Below are 16,876 nucleotides of genomic sequence, written 5' to 3'. Positions count from 1 at the left end.
ATGTATATTGCTTTTTGATGTATTTTTGATAGTAAGATCAAAAATAGGACGCTATTTTTGTGCATAAACACAATATTGACTGCATGTGGTGAACCGGTTCCACAATATCATTCAAAAATTTTAAACATTTTAAAGGGGTGTATAAAAAAATTATTTTTTCACATTGCACAATACGGAGCCGTGCTTTATAATAGAATACAACTTATAGTACTTCTAGCGCAATATTTATAAATTTACATTAAAGTGCCAAAGTGAGATGATTTTCTTGAGCAACAGCCGATATGATCTGGGTCAGGGCGGCGTGGCTCCGCTGGATCGCTCCTCTACCCGTCTTTTATATGTAAGCACCGCCAAGTATGGCGGCGACTGGCACAGCCTGCTCCACACCCATACCTGTACGGAGATCTTTTATGTGGTGGGCGGCATGGGGAAATTCCGCATCGAGGAGCTCACCCTCTCGGTGGCTGTGGATGATATGATCATCGTCAATCCCAATGTGGAGCACACCGAGGTCAGCTTCAACGCCAGCCCGCTGGAGTACATCGTCATGGGCGTGGAGGGGCTGGAGTTTGCCGCCGGCGAGAACGGAGACGACCGCTACCGCCTCGTCAACTGCGGCGGCGGCCGGGAGGACACCCTCTACTATCTCCGTGCCATGCTCTCGGAGATCGAGAACAAGGCCAGCGGCTACGATCTGGTGTGCCAGGACCTGCTGGAGGTGCTGGTGGTGCGGCTGATGCGTCGGACGGACTTCTCACTCACCCCCGCCACGCCCGGCACCCGCACCAGCAAGGAATGCGTTACTGTACGGCGGTATATTGACAGTCATTTTAAGGAGAGCCTGTCCCTGGACGTGCTGGCCGAGGTGGCCCACGTCAACAAATATTATCTGGTCCATACCTTTTCAAAGGAGTTCGGCATCTCCCCCATCAACTATCTGATCTCCCGGAGAATCGCCGAGAGCAAGCAGCTTCTCAGCGACACCGACCACTCCCTGAGCCAGATCTCCCACATGCTGGGCTTCTCCTCGCCCAGCTATTTCTCCCAGAGCTTCCGCAAGCTGGAGGGAGTGAGTCCCATGGAGTACCGCAGGCAGTCCAAACTGCAGCGCACTTCATCATAGCCTAATCCACCGGGAGGTAATGCTTCATGCCATTTCACCCTGTCACGCTCAACCGGCCCATCCAGGTGGACCGGGTAGTGACCGTACACTACTTTGAATACTCCAGCGACTACTACTTTGAGGGGGAATGCCATGATTTCTGGGAGTTCCTCTATGTAGACAAGGGGGAGCTGGACGTGCTGGCGGGAGACCGGAAGCTGCGTCTGGTCCGGGGCCAGTTCATCTTCCACGCCCCCGGCGAATTCCACGCTCTCCGGGCCACCGGCACCTCGGCGCCCAACCTGGTGGTGGTCAGCTTCTACTGCGACGGCCCGGACATGGCCCGTTTTGTGGGCCGGGTGGACACCGCCGGCGACCCGGAGCGGGCGCTGATGGCCCGTATCGTGGAGGAGGGCTCTGCCGCCTTCTCCACGCCCCTGGACGATCCCACCACCACCGCCATGGAGCGCAGCCCGGACGCCCCCTTCGGCGCCGAGCAGCTGCTGGGAGCCGCCATTGAGGGCCTGCTCATCTCCCTGCTCCGGCGGGACGGGGCCGCCCCGCCGCCCCCCGCCAGCCTGATCCGCACCCGGGGCCGGGAGGAGCTCTTCGGCAAGGTCACCGACTACCTGCGCGCCAACCTGGGCCGCAGCCTCACCCTGGAGGAGGTGTGCCGGGACAATCTGGTGGGCCGCAGCCGGCTGCAGCAGATCTTCCGGGAGCACACCGGCGGAGGCGCCATGGAGTTCTTCGGCAAGCTGAAGATCGAGCGGGCCAAGGAGATGATCCGGGAGGGCAGCCGCAACTTCACCGAGATCGCTGCCGCCCTGGGCTACCAGTCCATCTACTACTTCTCCCGCCACTTCAAAAAGGTCACCGGCATGACCCCCAGCGAGTACGCCTCCAGCGTGAAGATCCTGGCAGGCAAGACCCGTCCCGGCGGCGGCGGACGGTGACGGGAGGGTGATTGTGGACGATTCTGCAAATATCGTGTACCTCGCCGGAACATGCAACCCTTTTGTATAAATATTGTGGGGAACTGTCTATTCCATTTTCCCCTCCCTGCGATTACAATGGGGACAGTGAAAGAAGTATTGAGCGCTTGGAACAGCAACCCTGTACGTTTTAGCGGTCAGACATTATTATAAAGGAAAAGGAGCGATTTTTATGTCTATTCTGGTCAGCGGCGGCGCCGGTTACATCGGCAGTCACACCTGTGTTGAGCTCATCCAGGCCGGCTACGACATCGTGGTGGCCGACAATCTGTGCAACTCCAGCGAGGAGTCCATCCGCCGGGTGGAGAAAATCGTGGGCAAGAAGATCCCCTTCGTCAAGGCCGAGCTGTGCAACCCCGACGAGGTGGAGGCCCTGTTCAACCAGTACCCCGACATTGACTCCGTCATCCACTTCGCCGGCCTGAAGGCCGTAGGCGAGAGCGTCCAGAAGCCCCTGGAGTACTACACCAACAACCTGGTCAACTCCCTGGTGCTCCTCAACGCCATGCGCCGCCACGGCGTGAAGAACTTTGTGTTCTCCTCCTCCGCCACTGTGTACGGCGACCCCGCCTCCGTGCCCATCCGGGAGGACTTCCCCACCGGCGGTACCACCAACCCCTACGGCACCACCAAGCTCTTCCTGGAGCGCATCCTCACCGACGTGTGCGCCGCCGACCCCACCCTGAACGTGGCCCTGCTGCGGTACTTCAACCCCATCGGCGCCCACGAGTCCGGCCTCATCGGCGAGGACCCCAACGGCATCCCCAACAACCTGGTTCCCTACATCGCCCAGGTGGCCGTGGGCAAGCTGGAGAAGCTCCACGTCTTCGGCAACGACTACCCCACGCCCGACGGCACCGGCGTGCGCGACTACATCCATGTGGTGGACCTGGCCAAGGGCCATGTGGCCGCGCTGAAGAAGCTGGCCACCAACTGCGGCCTGTTCGTGTGCAACCTGGGCACCGGCAAGGGCTACTCCGTGCTGGACATCCTCCACGCCTATGAGAAGGCCTGCGGCAAGACCCTGCCCTACGTGGTGGACCCCCGCCGTCCCGGCGACATCGCCGAGTGCTACGCCGACCCCTCCAAGGCCCTCAACGAGATGGGCTGGAAGGCCCAGTACGGCATCGAGGAGATGTGCGCCTCCAGTTGGAAGTGGCAGTCCATGAACCCCAACGGCTACAAGGGCTGAGGCCCTCACCTCCCCGCGGGGGAGAAATCAGTGTGGAAACAAGGTTATTGAGGAGGCGTTTTGATTATGAAGAAACCTGTTCTCGTGGTCATGGCCGCCGGCATGGGCAGCCGGTACGGCGGTCTCAAGCAGCTGGACCCTGTGGGCGCTCACGGCCAGCTTATCATCGACTACTCCATCTACGACGCCAAGCGGGCCGGCTTTGAGACCGTGGTCTTTGTCATCAAGCCGGAGATCGAGGCCGATTTCAAGGCCGGTATCGGCGACCGGCTGAGCAAGGTGATGGACGTGAAGTACGCCTATCAGCTCAAGGAGGATCTGCCCGAGGGCTACTCCGTCCCCGAGGGCCGGGTGAAGCCCTGGGGTACCGCCCAGGCCGCCCTGGCCGCCCGGCACGTGGTGGACGGCCCCTTCGCCGTCATCAACGCCGACGACTACTACGGCCCCGAGGGCTTCCGCGAGATCTACAACTACCTGGTGGACCACCCCGACAAGGACGGCGTGTACCAGTACGCCATGGTGGGCTACCTGCTGGAGAACACCGTCACCGAGAACGGCCACGTGGCCCGGGGCGTGTGCGTGGAGAACGAGAACCACGAGCTGGTGAGCGTCACTGAGCGCACCCGCATCGAGAAGGGCGAGACCTGCCCCCGGTACACCGAGGACGAGGGCAAGACCTGGACCGATCTGCCCGGCGACACCATCGTGTCCATGAACCTGTGGGGCTTCACCCGCAGCTACCTGGATGAGGCCTGGAAGCGCTTCCCCGCCTTCCTGGACGACGCCCTCAAGAACAACCCCATCAAGGGCGAGTACTTCCTGCCCAGCGTGGTGAGCCAGCTCATCGCCGAGGGCAAGGCCCGGGTGGAGGTGCTCCGCAGCCACGACAAGTGGTACGGCGTGACCTATAAGGAGGACAAGCCCGTGGTGGTGGCCGCCATCCGGTCCATGACCGAGTCCGGCCTGTACCCCGAGAAACTTTGGGAGGTATAAGAGACCATGGCCAATACCGCTGAACTGCATCTTCAGGAAGCCCTGGCCGCCTATGACTTCGGCGCGCCCCTGGTGGGCGCCGTCCGCTTCGGCAAGGGCCACATCAACGACACCTTCTGCGTCCACGTCCAGCCCGCCGAGGGCGACTGCGTGCGTTTTATCCTCCAGCGGGTGTCCAACGCCGCCTTCTCCCGCCCCGACCAGCTGATGGCCAACATCGTGGGCGTCACCGACTACCTGCGCAAGGTCATCGCCGACGAGGGCGGCGACCCGGACCGTGAGACCCTCACCGTGCTGCGCACCCGGGACGGCAAGAGCTATTACACCGACAGCGAGGGCCGCGCCTGGCGTGTGTTCCCCTTCATTGAGGACACCGTGTGCCTCCAGGCCGCCGAGACCCCCGAGCTCTTCGAGGCCTCCGCCATGGCCTTCGGCCGCTTCCAGCACCAGCTGAAGGACTACCCCGCCGACACCCTGTACGAGACCATCGCCCGCTTCCACGACACCGAGAACCGGCTGGCCAACTTCAAGAAGGCCCTGGAGGCCGACGTGATGGGCCGCGCCAAGGACGTGCAGCCTGAGATCGACTTTGTCATGGCCCACGAGGCCGACTGCTCCGTGGCCATGTCCGCCCTGCGGGAGGGCAAGCTGCCCCTGCGGGTCACCCACAATGACACCAAGCTCAACAACGTGCTCATCGACCGCAAGACCGGCAAGGGCATCTGCGTCATCGACCTGGACACCGTCATGCCCGGCCTGGCCATCAACGACTTCGGCGACTCCATCCGCTTCGGCGCCAACCACTCCGCCGAGGATGAGCAGGACCTGTCCAAGGTCAACTTCGACCTGGGCCTCTTCGAGTCCTACACCCGGGGCTTCCTGGCCGGCTGCGCCGGCAGCCTGACCCCCGCCGAGCTGGAGTACCTGCCCTGGGGCGCCAAGCTGATGACCCTGGAGTGCGGCATCCGCTTCCTCACCGACTACCTGGAGGGCGACCACTACTTCGCCACCCACCGGGAGGGCCAGAACCTGGACCGCTGCCGGACTCAGTTCAAGCTGGTGTCCGACATGGAGAAGGCCTGGGACGACATGGCCGCTGTGGTGAAGAAGTACGCCTGAACAGCGCCTCTTAACTTAAAGCAAGATATAGAAAAAAGTGCCTCCGGGAATTAAAATTCCCGGAGGCACTTTTTTCTATCTTGTCACGCCAGCATCCCGGCTGCCGCCTCTGCGGCGCTGACCGCGTCGGCGGTATAGCAGTCGGCGCCGATGGACTGGCAGAACTGTCCGGTCACCGGGGCGCCGCCCACCATGATCTTCACCCTGCCCCGGATGCCCGCCTCACGGGCCAGCCGGACCACTTCCCCCATGACGGGCATGGTGGTGGTCAGCAGGGCGGAGCAGGCGATGATGCCGCAGTCCTGCTCTACAGCGGCCCGGACAAAGGTCTCCGCCTCCACGTCCACCCCCAGGTCCACCACCTGGAGGCCCTTGCTCTCCATCATCATGCGCACCAGATTCTTGCCGATGTCGTGGAGATCTCCCTTCACGGTCCCGATGCACACCCGGCCCGGCATCTGCGGCCCGCGCCCAGAGAACTCCGGGCGGAGCAGCTCCATCCCGGCATTCATGGCCCGGGCGGCAATGAGCACCTCGGGCACGAAAATCTCGTTGCGCTGAAAGCACGCCCCGACCGCGTCCATCCCCGCCATCAGGCCGCCCTCCAGAAGTTCTCCGGCAGAACGGCCCTCCTCCAGGCCCCGGGCCACCAGCTCCCGCACCAGTTTGGCCTTCCCCCGCTGCATTGCCCCGGAAATCTCGCTGAGCACACTCATGCCCGTTCTCTCCTTCTCCCCTCTCCGGGCCGCTCCTTTTCGGCCTCCAGACGGCCCCGGCGCTCCCGGAACCGGCCCGGTGTCACACCGGTATACTTTCTGAACACCTTGGTAAAATAGCTCTGATCGTCAAATCCGCACCTGTCGCAGATCTCCGCAATGGATGCGTCCGTATTGAGCAGCATGGCCCGGCTCCTGGAAATCCGCAGGGCGCTGAGGTAGCTGTTGAAGCTCTCCCCCATCTCCTCCTTGAACACCCTGCTGAAGTAGGACGGCGACAGCCCCACATGGCCCGCCGTGTCCTCCAGGGTCAGCTTGCCCCGGCAGTTCCGCTTGAGGTATTCAATGGCCTTATAGATGATATCCCTGTGCTTGACGTCCACCAGGCAGAACACCGAGTTCACGAACCGCTCGGTCACCCGGGTCAGCCACAGCACCAGGTCCTCCGCCGTGCGCAGGCGGTCGATCTCGCTGAGGTACCGGCAGTTCATGTCCAGGATCGTATCCTGGTCGCTGCCGCCGTCCACCGCCGCCCGGGAGAGCACCGCCATCAGCTCCAGCGCTCTGGCCCGCATGAGGCGGAAGTCCCCGCCGGTAGAGAAGAGGATGTGCCCCAGCAGCTCGTTGAGCAGCCGCCGGGCAGTGGCCTGGTCCCCCTCGGTGATGGCCTGGACCAGCTCCCGCTCCTTGTCCAGCGGATACCGCCCCGACGCCCCTTTCTGCTTGAGCTGCTGGATGTAGACGCCGATGTCCTGCTGCTGGGCGGCCGCCTCCCGGTGGGCCAGGAGAGCGGTGCTGTTGTCCCCCACGCACACCGCTGCGGCAAAGAGCAGGGCCGACATGTGGGACAGCCGGGCGGGCTCCATGGCGGGAGCGCACTCCAGCGCCCCGCACAGTTCCGCCATCTCCTCCGGGGAAAGCCCCTGCCACACCCCAGGATCACCAGCCAGATAGTCCTCTATGTCCATAATCAGGGCGGGGCCGCCCACCAGCGCCCCTGCCGCCTGCCCCCCTACCATGATGGGGGAGGCGAAATAGGCCAGGCCGGAGGGGCAGAAGTAGATATACCGCCCGCCAAATCGCTCCGCCTGGGCCGCGCCGTACAGGTGGAGCTTGTCGCAGGAGGCGGGCACGCCCCGCCGCGCTGCCTGGGCGCGGCAGGCCTCGCAGCCCTCACAGCCCACCCGGGCCTTGAACAGCACGCCGCCCTCCCCGTCCAGAACGGCGCAGCTGACGCCGCAGGCGGCGGAAAAGGACTCCGCCGTCTCCTTGGCCGTCTTCCAATCAAAGGCGCAGTCAACGCCCTGGCCTGCCTGTTGTTCCATGGCCGGTTCCTCCGTGTGCTCTCTGCCGTCAGGTCTGTCTCCGGCGGAACGCGTCTCTCCGGGCCCTTCCGTCCCGTTTTTTGTCCTTTCCCGCCGGTTTCTGTCTGCATTATAGCCCCCGCCAAGGTCTTTTTGCCATAAATATTCCCGCTTTAATTGGTACTTTTAGCGGCGCTTTTTCCGGTGCTGCCCGGTCCCAGGCCGGGCTCCGTCTCCGCCCCGCCCCTGCAATTCTCTCTGATTCCTGCCGGTTTTTTTATTTTTTTCTGTTTTTCAGCTTCTATCAATGAAATATCCTCTCTTTTTCACTTCTCCCCGGCGCGGACCGATATTCCGCCGCCCGGCTGGATCAGGCCGTACATTTTGGAATTTTCACAGATGCTGGGGCATACGCTTTCCAAAGTGCCCGCGCTGCGGGCATTGGCAGTTCCCGGCATCCAGCGCTGTGTGACTTTGGCAGCGGAAGCGGGCTGTTTTTGCGCAAAATGGGGTCATATTAAAAGAGGCGGCGCTGTGACGTCCGCCGGTTTTTTATTTTGAATCAGAGAGGTGGTTTTATGAAGGAGGAAGAACGGGGGCAGCGCGGGACGGCTGCGCTGCGGCTTCTGGCCGTCTGCCTGGCGGCGGCCGGACTGCTCTCCCTTGCCCCGGCGCCTGCGGCGGCGGCCGGGCCGGGAGAGACGGCCCTGGAGGCCTGGAGCTTTGGCGGCGGAGCGCAGCAGCCGTCCGCTGAAACGGTGCGCACAGTGATCCCGCTGGGCCGCGCGGTGGGCATCAAGCTCTTTTCCGACGGAGTCCTGGTGGTGGGGCTCTCGGAGATCGCCACCCAGCAGGGGGCCCAGGCCCCTGCCAAGGACTGCGGATTGCAGGAGGGCGACATCATCACCCACATCAACAGCGAGGAAGTGGACACCATCGAGGAGGTGCGGGAGATCCTCCAGGAGGTGGGAGACCGGCAGATGAGCATCCGCTGTCTCCGGGGAGAAAAGCAGCTCCAGATGACCGTCCAGGCCGTCCAGTGCAGCACGGACGGCACCTACAAGCTGGGCGCCTGGATCCGTGACTCCATGGCCGGCATTGGCACCATGACCTTCTACGACCCGGCCTCCGGCGTCTTCGGTGCCCTGGGCCACGGCATCAGCGACGTGGACACCGCAATGCTGATGCCTCTGTCCTCCGGGTCCATCATGTACGCCGAAGTGACCGATGTAAAAAAAGGCGAATCGGGCAATCCCGGCGAACTCCACGGGGCTTTTCAGGTCTCCCAGGACATGGGCGAACTCTATGCCAACACCCAGCAGGGAATTTTCGGCCGTCTGACCGACGATGGACTGGCCGAAGGCATCCAGCCGGTGGAACTGGCCACCCGGGACCAGGTCCAGGTGGGTGAGGCCACCATCCTCTCCAACATCGCCGGGGACCAGGTGGAGGCGTACACGGTGGAGATCACCCGCATCTATCCCGAGAACGACGATGACCCGAGGAACATGATGATCAAGGTCACGGACCCCCGGCTGCTGGAGGCCACAGGCGGCATCGTCCAGGGCATGAGCGGCAGCCCCATCCTCCAGAACGGCAGACTGGTGGGCGCGGTGACCCATGTGCTGGTCAACGACCCCACCCAGGGCTACGGCATCCTGGCGGAGAATATGCTGGAGGCGGCAAATCAGCAGTGACTCCAAATCAGAACTGATGCTATAAAAGTAGAAGAGCCTGCTGCGGAACCAAAGTTTCGCGGCAGGCTCTTTCATGGTAAAAAATCAATCCGTGGCATTATGGGACATGGCTCTGTGCAGCCGGTCCATTTCTCGGTGAATGTGCTCCACTTCCCGGCCTTCTGTTACGCCCCATTCATGCTTCAGAATCTCCAGCTCCTCCTCCAGGCTCTCCACCGCTTCGGCGTATTTCCCCTGTATCTCATAGATATGGGCGGCGGTCATCTGGGCGTCCGTATACTTGGGGGACGGCTGCAGTTCCTGGGCACGCTTATAGTACCGGATCGCCTCGTCATAGCGGCAGGCGTACGCCATGGCATCCGCCATGTTAGCAAAGGCCAGCCAGTCGCCGCTATAATCTTCCAGCATCTGACGCCAGATGTCTTCCGCCTTTTGATGCTCGCCCCGCTGCCAGGCGATCTTGCCCTGATAGTAGGGCACCCGGCAGCTGTCGTCCAGCTGTCTCACAGTCTCCCAGACTTCCGAGGCCTCCTCCAGGCGCTGATCTGCGATCAGCTCGTCCAGCAGCCACAGATATCCCCCCAGATATCCGGGATTTTTCCGCACAAACTGCTGATAGTATGCGATGCGCCTGCTGTGGTTCGCCATGTCCCAATCCGGGATGGTCCCCTCCTGGGCCCGCTGGAGATTGTTGTGATTTTCCTTCACCTCCGGCGCCAGCTCCAGCGCCTCCTTTGCGTAGAATTCCGCTGTTTTTCTCAGCTCGTCGGCCTTGTGATTGAACAGGCCGGCCAGGAGCCGCAGCGCGTCGCTCTTGTGCTCCTTCCCGCTGAGTTTTCCCTTCAAAAAACCCTCGGCCTGGCGGAATTCTTCGGTGCTCAGCACCTCCTGCATGGCAAGCATATTCTCGATCCGCTCAAACTGTGCCTGCTCCGACAGGTCAAAGAGATCGTCAATGGTGCAGCCGAAGTAGACCGCGATCTCCGGGAGCAGCTGAATGTCCGGCATGGAGGCTCCGTTCTCCCATTTGCTCACCGTCTGGTAGGAGACATTCAGCGTCCTGGCCAGGATATCCTGCGTAACGCCTTTTTGCAGGCGAAGCTGTCTGATTTTATTTCCCAATTTCAATTCCATCGTTGCCTCTCTTCTGAACTGTTTCATAGGTCTTCCAGTCTGTCCGAACCCATGGCGGCCGCCCTGTTCTGAGCCTATTATAGAGTCTGGCGGCCCCAAAATGCAATCACGCGGAAGGCGAGTGCCGTCGCAGCAGCAGAGAGCTGCGGCCTGCGCGGAATATACTGTCCTGATTGACCGGCCATCCGGTCTATGCTATAATATGGAAAATATTATGTAAATTTATATTACGGGAGGGCGCGATTATGAGCCAAGCCAAGCTGTCCATCTATCTCTGCCGCCTGCTGCGGCACGCCCCTGAGGATGCCGGTCTGGATATGGACCGCCACGGCTGGGTCAGCACCGCGCAGCTCATCGAAAACGTCAACAAGGCCGGACGGTACCGCCTCACCATGCCCCAGCTGGAGCAGCTTGTGGCCGCCGACAACAAGGGCCGCTACCGCTTCAGCCCGGACAAGAGCCGGATCAAGGCCTGCCAGGGCCACTCCATCCCCTGGGTGGAGCCTGAGCTGACCCCCGCCGCCCCGCCCGCCTACCTGTACCACGGCACCACCGAGCGGGCCTGGAGCGCCATTCAGGACAGCGGCTATATCTCCCGCATGTCCCGCCATGCGGTCCACATGCAGGCCGAGGAGTCCAAGGCCTGGCAGTCCGCCTGCCGCTGGCGGCAGGCGCCGGTGGTGCTGAAGATCGACGCCCGGGCCATGGCCGCCGACGGGTGCTCCTTCGGCGTGTCCGACAACGGCGTGTGGTGCACCGAGCGGGTCGACCGGAAGTACGTCTGCGATATACTGCGCCCCTCTGTGTGACCGGCCGAATCCGCCCTTTTCCCCCCTTGGGCCTGTCCATTCGACTTCTGCGGTCGAGAAAAGTCGAATCATTTTTATCCATTTATTTCCATTTTCCTCTTGCGCTCGCTGTCTATTTATGGTAAATTATAGCCAACCGGTAATGACATCTGGCCCGCGGCGCTATCTCATCAAGCACACGCTTGGAAAGGACGAGGACATGGAGAACAAAATCAGGATTCTGACTGCGGACGCGGGAGAGGAATTCCGCAGCCTGCTCAACGATGCGCTCAGCGAGGAACCCGATATGGAGGTCATCGCCTCCACCGGGGACGGACAGGAGACCATTCGTCTGGCAAAAGAGCTTGGGCCGGACGTGGTGGCCATGGACCTGGTCCTGACACGGATGGATGGGTTGGAGGTGCTCTCCGAGTTGGCGGCCCTGACGCCCCGGCCCCGGGTGCTGGTGATCTCCAGCTTTGCCAGCGGCGCGGTGGCCACTCACGCCGCCTCGGCGGGCGCGGACTATTATCTGATGAAGCCCTGCCGTATGACCACTGCCGCTGAGCGCATCCGTCAGCTCTCCGCGCTGATCCAGCCCAGCCAGGAGGAGGCCGCCCAGCCCGCCGCCAAGGAGCAGAGCCTGGAGAGCACGGTCACCGCTATCATACATGAGATCGGCGTTCCCGCCCACATCAAGGGCTACCAGTACCTGCGGGAGGCCATCATCATCGCGGTCCAGGACATGGACGTGATCAACGCCGTCACCAAGGTGCTCTACCCCGAGGTGGCCAAGAGGTTCAACACCACCGCCTCCCGGGTGGAGCGGGCCATCCGCCACGCCATTGAGGTGGCCTGGGACCGGGGCGACCTGGAGACCCTCCAGAAGTATTTCGGCTACACCGTCTCCAACGCCAAGGGCAAGCCCACCAACAGCGAGTTCATCGCCATGATCGCCGACCGGCTCCAGCTCCAGCAGAGGGAGAAATGACCCCCTATCTCCGTACAGCATAAAATGCGCCCGCCCCGCCGGTTTCATCCGGCAGAGCGGGCATGTTTTTTATATTTTTATTATCTTTTCAGCAGAAACAGCTCCAGGCTGCCCAGCCAGCGCAGCGCCCGTTCCCGCTGGTGCTGGGCGTCCACCGACTCCTCAATGCTCCAGGCGTAGTTGGAGCCCAGCTTTGTGATGGTGAGCTGCTCCCAGAAGGCAGCCTTGTCCACATCCGGGCGGAATTCCCCGGTCTGGATGCCAAAGTCGATGATGCGGGAGATATGCTCCTCCGGCAGGTCGGAGCGGCTCTGCTCCTGGGAGATCCCAGTGCGCAGCATGCCCTCCTGATAGGCCCGGCTGAACATGCGCCCGTACTGTATCACCTGGTCTACATAAATCTCCACATAGTGCTGGTAGAGCTGCCGGGCGCTCTGGGCATTCTCATAGTCCAGTTCCTCGTTCAGCCGCTGATACAGCGTCTCATTGAACTCAGAGGCCAGGTAGTAGACAATGTCCTCTTTGGAGTTATAGTATACATAATATGTCCCTTTGGACACCCCGCACGCCGCGCAGATCTGGCTGACCGACACGCCGCTGTATCCACGCTGACCGATGAGCTCCACGGCCTTCTCCATCAGCTTCCGCTTGGTCTCCTGGGCCTTGAGCGAGCGGCGCTCCATTCCCTTTGCCATAGTCCAACCTCCTGTGATAGCGGTGCCGCATCCGTCCCGGCCCACGGCCCCGGACGGGCAAGCTATAGCATACCACAGCCGGGCGGAAAAGAAAACCCCGGCGCCGCACCATGCGCGCCCAGCGTGCAGCTTGCAGAAAAGAGGCCTGTCTCCCTTTGGGGAGACAGGCCTCTCGGGTCGCTGACAGGGATTACTGGTTCAGGTCGTAGCCGATGATGTCCGCCACAGCCTGCATGGAGGCGTCGTGGTCGGTCCACTCGTCGCTGACGGGCGTGCCGGTCAGGGCCTCGGTGATGCTCTCAGCGGCGGTCTTGCCGGAGAGGAAGGAGAAGCTGCTGGCGCAGCCGCTGTCCAGGAAGTTGTAGTGCTCGGCGTAGAAGCCGCCGGCGTCAGCGCCGACGCAGTACAGACCGGGGATGATGTCGCCGTCCTCGCTGACGACCTCCATCTTCTCGTTGATCTTCACGCCGCCGATGGTGGTCAGCATGCCGCCCACCATCTTCACCGCGTAGTAGGGGCCGTCGCCGAAGGCGATCAGCCGGTCAGCGGTCTTGCCGAAGTCGGGGTCCTCGCCGTTAGCGCAGTAAGTATTGTAGGTCTCCACGGTGGACACAAAGGTGTCCGCGGGCACCTCCATCTGGGCGGCCAGGTCCTCCAGGGTGTCGGCCTTGATGACGAAGCCCTTCTCCACAGCCGCGTCCAGGACCTCCTGGAGGCCCTCGATGGGGGCGTTGGTGGAGGGGGTGAAGCAGGTGCCGGACAGGGTGTTGTTGGTGCTCATGAAGTCGATCATGGACTGGTCCAGAATGCTCCAATAGAAGCCGTGCTCCTGGTCGCAGGCCAGCATGAAGCCGCTGGTCTCGTCGGAGAACCGCTCGCCGCCGTTGTTGACCCACAGATAGCCCTGATAGCCCACGCGGTGGACGGGGGAGTCAATGGCGCAGCCGGGCACGGTGGTCAGGCTGTAAGCCACCCACTCCTGTCCGAACTTGGCGGCGCCCACGTCCCAGCACATCTGGATGCCTTCGCCCATGCGGCCGCCGGTACCGCCGGCCTTCAGGTTGCCGCCGGAGGTGGAGGCGTCGGCCTGGTTCTGGCCCACGTACTCGGCCAGCATCTCCTTGTTGTCCACAAAGCCGCCGGTGGCCACGATGACGGACTTGGCGTTGACGGTGACCTTGTCGCCGGCAGCGGTCTCGGCGTTGACGCCCACGCACTGGCCGTTCTCATCCATGATCAGGCTCTTGCCGGTGGTGTTGAGCAGGGTGGTGACGCCCAGCTCATTGCATTTGGCCTGCATCCGCACGGCCACGCCGGGGCCCTCGCCCTCCAGCATCAGCCAGGTGGAGGTGTTGGGGCCGCGGAAGGAGTCGTAGGCGGCCTCCACGTTGTTGCCCAGGCTGATGATCCAGTTGGTGGAGGTGCCCACGTTGTTCATGAACAGCTTCACGATCTCAGGGTTGCTGTTGTTGTGGTTGTGGTTCATGTGGTACTCGTAGCCCTCTTCGGGGGTCTGGGTCTGCATACCGAACATGACGTCGCCGATGGAGTTGAGGGAGTAGTGGCACTCGGTGCCGTACAGGGCGCCGCCGCTCACGCTGCGCTTCTCCAGCATGACCACGTTGAGGCCCAGCTGGGCGGCACGGACAGCGGCCGCCAGACCGGAACCGCCAGCACCCACGATGGCCACGTCGCAGTCATAGGTGGCATCGCCGGTGGACTCAGGCTTGCTGGTGGCGTCGGTCATGAACTCGTCCACAGAGGCGCCGGCCTGCTCGATGCAGCCCTTGACCGCCTCGATGATGCCGTTGCAGGCCAGGGTGCAGGTGGCGATGGTGTCGATGTTCACGCTCTGGTTCTCCACGATCCGGTCGGGGATCATGTTCAGGGCGGGGGAAGCGATGGAGGGGGTCTCCTTCTCGTCAGTCACTTCCACCTTGGTGATGCGGCCGTTCTCGAAGGTAGTGGCCACATAGATAAAGTCGTTTCTGCCGGAGCCAAAGTCGGTGTAGGTGCCGTCCTTGGCGCTGCTGAAGGGGGCCTCGTCGGTCTGGGCCGGCGTGGCGGATACCTCGGTCTGGGGCTGCGTCTCCCCGGTGGGCTCTGTGCTCTCCTGTCCGCAGGCCGCCATGGCAAACAGCATGGCGCCCGCCAGCAGCGCACAGAGCAGCTTCTTCGCGCGCTTCATTTTCTGTTCCTCCTGTTTCTTTCTCTTTCCACTTGCTTACTTATGGTCACTGACCGTCGGTAAGTACGTCTTTATTTTAACAGTTAATTTCGCCTTGTCAATAGTTTGTTAAAGTTTTTTCGTTCTCCCGTTTTTCCACTAAAATATTTCGTTTTTCCCATATATTTCTAATATTTCAAAATATCGCAGGGCAAAAATACTTTTACGGCACTTTGCAGGCACAATGTCAGGGAATTTTTATCCAATTATACCATGCATTGTTCCGACCGCCTTTTGCCTTTCCCGCCCTTCTGTCCGGCCAATCCCGCGTTTCTCACATTGTGTTCACATTTTTTGGGGGAACAGCTCCAACTTCCGGCTGTTTTCACCATTTTATTTTTCTTTTCCTATCAGAATCGTATAAAATCTCTGTTGTCAACCAGGAGCCAATGTTATATACTTTTTCATATGTTAATAACTCTCATCATTGTTTGTCTGAAAGGAGCTCCACGCTATGAGCGAGACCGGTGTACAGCCCGGGATTTGGATCGCCCGCCCCTTCGGTACCACCAGCACAGGTGAAGCCGTTACCTGTTACCGCATTGAAAATCCCTCCGGCGCATGGGTAGAAGTTCTGGACTACGGCTGCACGCTGCGCGGGATCGGCGTTCCGGACCGGAAAGGCCAGATCACCGACGTTCTCCTGGGCTATGACCGCATAGAGGACTATGAGGCAGGCGACGCCTATCTGGGCGCTGTCATCGGTCGCTGCGCCGGTCGCATTGCAGGCGCCAAGGTCACCCTGGGGGGCAAGACCTATCCCCTCTCCGCCAACTGTGGGGACTATCAGCTCCACGGCGGCGTCCGCGGCTTTAACCGGTACATCTGGTCGGCCAAGGTCCGGGGCGGCAACCTGGTGTTCCGCCGCCGCTCTCCCGACGGTGAGGAGGGCTATCCCGGCAATCTGGAGGTGTCTGTCTCCTTCGCCTGGAGCAACAGCAACACCCTCTCCCTGGAGTTCACCGCCTTTGCGGATCAGGATACCGTGGTGTCCCTTACCAACCACCCCTATTTCAACCTCAACGGCGCCGGCGCCGGTACCATCGACAAGCACACACTTCAGGTCTCCGCCGACGAGTATACCGAACTGGACCAGCGGAATTTGATTACAGGCCGTATTCTTCAGGTTGAAAATACCCCTCTGGATTTTCTCCGCCCCAAGCCGCTGGACGTTCCGGTGGATTATAACTTCTGTTTCTCCCGCACCGGGCTCCACTCCGCCGCCCAGCTGTGCAGCCGGGAGAGCGGCATCACCCTGGACGTCAGCACCACCCAGCCCGGCCTTCAGGTGTACACCGGCGACTTTCTCTCCGGCCCCGCCGGAAAGGGCGGCGCGGTGTACGGTCCCCGCAGCGGCGTGGCTCTGGAGGCTCAGGGTTGGCCTGACGCCGCCGCCTGGCCCGCCTTCCCCTCCAACATCCTGCGGCAGGATGTACCCTACCAGCAGCGCATCGAGTTTGCCTTCTCCGTGCGTGGCTGACGCCATACTTTTCAGACAAAAGGAGCCGTCCGGTCTTGCAGACCGGACGGCTCCTTTCCCTATTGCAGCTCAGACAGACATCCCGGCCGGGGTGTGTCCGCATAACATCAATAATTCTTGGCCTGAAGCTCGAAATAGGCCTGGGGATGTGCGCACACAGGGCACACGCCGGCCCCACCCCATCCGGAAACCGGATGGGGACCCCGACGGATCAAAAGAGGGCTGCGGCAAAACCGCAGCCCTCTCACGCGCTCCGCGCGGGGAAGCCCCCGGCGGGACAGCGCTCAATAATTCTTGGCCTGAAGCTCGAAATAGGCCTGGGGATGGGCGCACACGGGGCACACGCCGGACTCACCCCATCCGGAAACCGGATGGGGACCCCGTACAGATTAAAAGAGGGCTGCGGCAAAACCGCAGCCCTCTCACGCGCTCCGCGCGGGGAA

At 61.7% G+C, this 16,876-nt stretch carries 14 protein-coding genes; 9 read left to right on the top strand and 5 right to left on the bottom strand.

Translation table 11 applies throughout. From position 1 onward, the window contains the following. The first annotated feature begins 256 nt into the window (after positions 1-256). From WMO64_RS15750 to WMO64_RS15730, 5 genes are all read left to right on the top strand, one after another. On the top strand, positions 257-1,123 hold the full coding sequence (locus tag WMO64_RS15750) for a helix-turn-helix domain-containing protein (protein ID WP_294522402.1): 867 nt from the start codon (positions 257-259) through the stop codon (positions 1,121-1,123). A gap of 26 nt (positions 1,124-1,149) precedes the next feature. Then, the gene (locus WMO64_RS15745) at positions 1,150-2,058 is read left to right on the top strand and encodes a helix-turn-helix transcriptional regulator (RefSeq protein ID WP_294522405.1); all 909 of its coding nucleotides are present in this window, start codon (positions 1,150-1,152) and stop codon (positions 2,056-2,058) included. 211 nt (positions 2,059-2,269) lie between these two features. Beyond that, a complete protein-coding gene (gene galE / locus WMO64_RS15740; RefSeq protein WP_294522408.1) occupies positions 2,270-3,289 on the top strand; it encodes a UDP-glucose 4-epimerase GalE in 1,020 nt (339 codons plus the stop codon). Between the two features lie 66 nt (positions 3,290-3,355). Further along, positions 3,356-4,282: a nucleotidyltransferase family protein gene (locus tag WMO64_RS15735; protein WP_294522411.1), complete on the top strand. Its 927-nt coding sequence runs from the start codon at positions 3,356-3,358 to the stop codon at positions 4,280-4,282. A 6-nt stretch (positions 4,283-4,288) separates the two neighbouring features. Then, complete coding sequence (locus WMO64_RS15730) at positions 4,289-5,401, top strand: phosphotransferase enzyme family protein (protein ID WP_349232593.1); 1,113 nt, start codon at positions 4,289-4,291, stop codon at positions 5,399-5,401. Positions 5,402-5,484: 83 nt separating this feature from the next. On the opposite strand, the gene WMO64_RS15725 is transcribed toward WMO64_RS15730, so the two are convergent. Together WMO64_RS15725 and WMO64_RS15720 are read right to left on the bottom strand one after the other, a co-directional pair. Then, positions 5,485-6,117, bottom strand: coding sequence for a corrinoid protein (locus WMO64_RS15725; RefSeq protein WP_349232592.1), 633 nt, complete (start codon positions 6,115-6,117; stop codon positions 5,485-5,487). Beyond that, positions 6,114-7,442, bottom strand: a complete 1,329-nt coding sequence (locus WMO64_RS15720; protein ID WP_349232591.1) for an AraC family transcriptional regulator — start codon at positions 7,440-7,442, stop codon at positions 6,114-6,116. Before WMO64_RS15720 ends, WMO64_RS15725 begins: the two co-directional genes overlap by 4 nt. Before the next feature lie 557 nt (positions 7,443-7,999). On the opposite strand from WMO64_RS15720, the gene spoIVB reads away from it, so the two are divergent. Further along, complete coding sequence (gene spoIVB, locus WMO64_RS15715) at positions 8,000-9,118, top strand: SpoIVB peptidase (RefSeq protein ID WP_349232590.1); 1,119 nt, start codon at positions 8,000-8,002, stop codon at positions 9,116-9,118. An 84-nt stretch (positions 9,119-9,202) separates the two neighbouring features. On the opposite strand, the gene WMO64_RS15710 is transcribed toward spoIVB, so the two are convergent. Further along, the gene (locus tag WMO64_RS15710; protein WP_349232589.1) at positions 9,203-10,252 is read right to left on the bottom strand and encodes a helix-turn-helix domain-containing protein; all 1,050 of its coding nucleotides are present in this window, start codon (positions 10,250-10,252) and stop codon (positions 9,203-9,205) included. A 245-nt stretch (positions 10,253-10,497) separates the two neighbouring features. On the opposite strand from WMO64_RS15710, the gene WMO64_RS15705 reads away from it, so the two are divergent. Next, positions 10,498-11,061, top strand: a complete 564-nt coding sequence (locus WMO64_RS15705; protein WP_349232588.1) for an RNA 2'-phosphotransferase — start codon at positions 10,498-10,500, stop codon at positions 11,059-11,061. A 199-nt stretch (positions 11,062-11,260) separates the two neighbouring features. After that, positions 11,261-12,031 (top strand): sporulation transcription factor Spo0A, encoded by a 771-nt coding sequence (gene spo0A / locus WMO64_RS15700; RefSeq protein ID WP_294522925.1) that lies wholly within the window; start codon positions 11,261-11,263, stop codon positions 12,029-12,031. An 80-nt stretch (positions 12,032-12,111) separates the two neighbouring features. On the opposite strand, the gene WMO64_RS15695 is transcribed toward spo0A, so the two are convergent. Both WMO64_RS15695 and WMO64_RS15690 read right to left on the bottom strand, forming a co-directional pair. After that, positions 12,112-12,726, bottom strand: coding sequence for a TetR/AcrR family transcriptional regulator (locus WMO64_RS15695; RefSeq protein ID WP_349232587.1), 615 nt, complete (start codon positions 12,724-12,726; stop codon positions 12,112-12,114). A 190-nt stretch (positions 12,727-12,916) separates the two neighbouring features. Next, positions 12,917-14,914 carry an FAD-binding protein gene (locus tag WMO64_RS15690; protein WP_349232586.1) on the bottom strand — a complete coding sequence of 666 codons (1,998 nt, stop codon included), beginning with the start codon at positions 14,912-14,914 and terminating at the stop codon, positions 12,917-12,919. Positions 14,915-15,407: 493 nt separating this feature from the next. Between WMO64_RS15690 and WMO64_RS15685 the strand changes: the two genes are divergently transcribed. Beyond that, positions 15,408-16,433, top strand: a complete 1,026-nt coding sequence (locus tag WMO64_RS15685) for an aldose epimerase family protein (protein ID WP_349232585.1) — start codon at positions 15,408-15,410, stop codon at positions 16,431-16,433. Positions 16,434-16,876 lie beyond the last annotated feature (443 nt).

The sequence above is a fragment of the Pseudoflavonifractor intestinihominis genome (assembly GCF_040096055.1).
GTDB classification, from domain to species: domain Bacteria; phylum Bacillota; class Clostridia; order Oscillospirales; family Oscillospiraceae; genus Pseudoflavonifractor; species Pseudoflavonifractor intestinihominis.
Note: the sequence above shows the minus strand (reverse complement) of the source record. Positions and strands in the feature narration are given on the sequence as shown.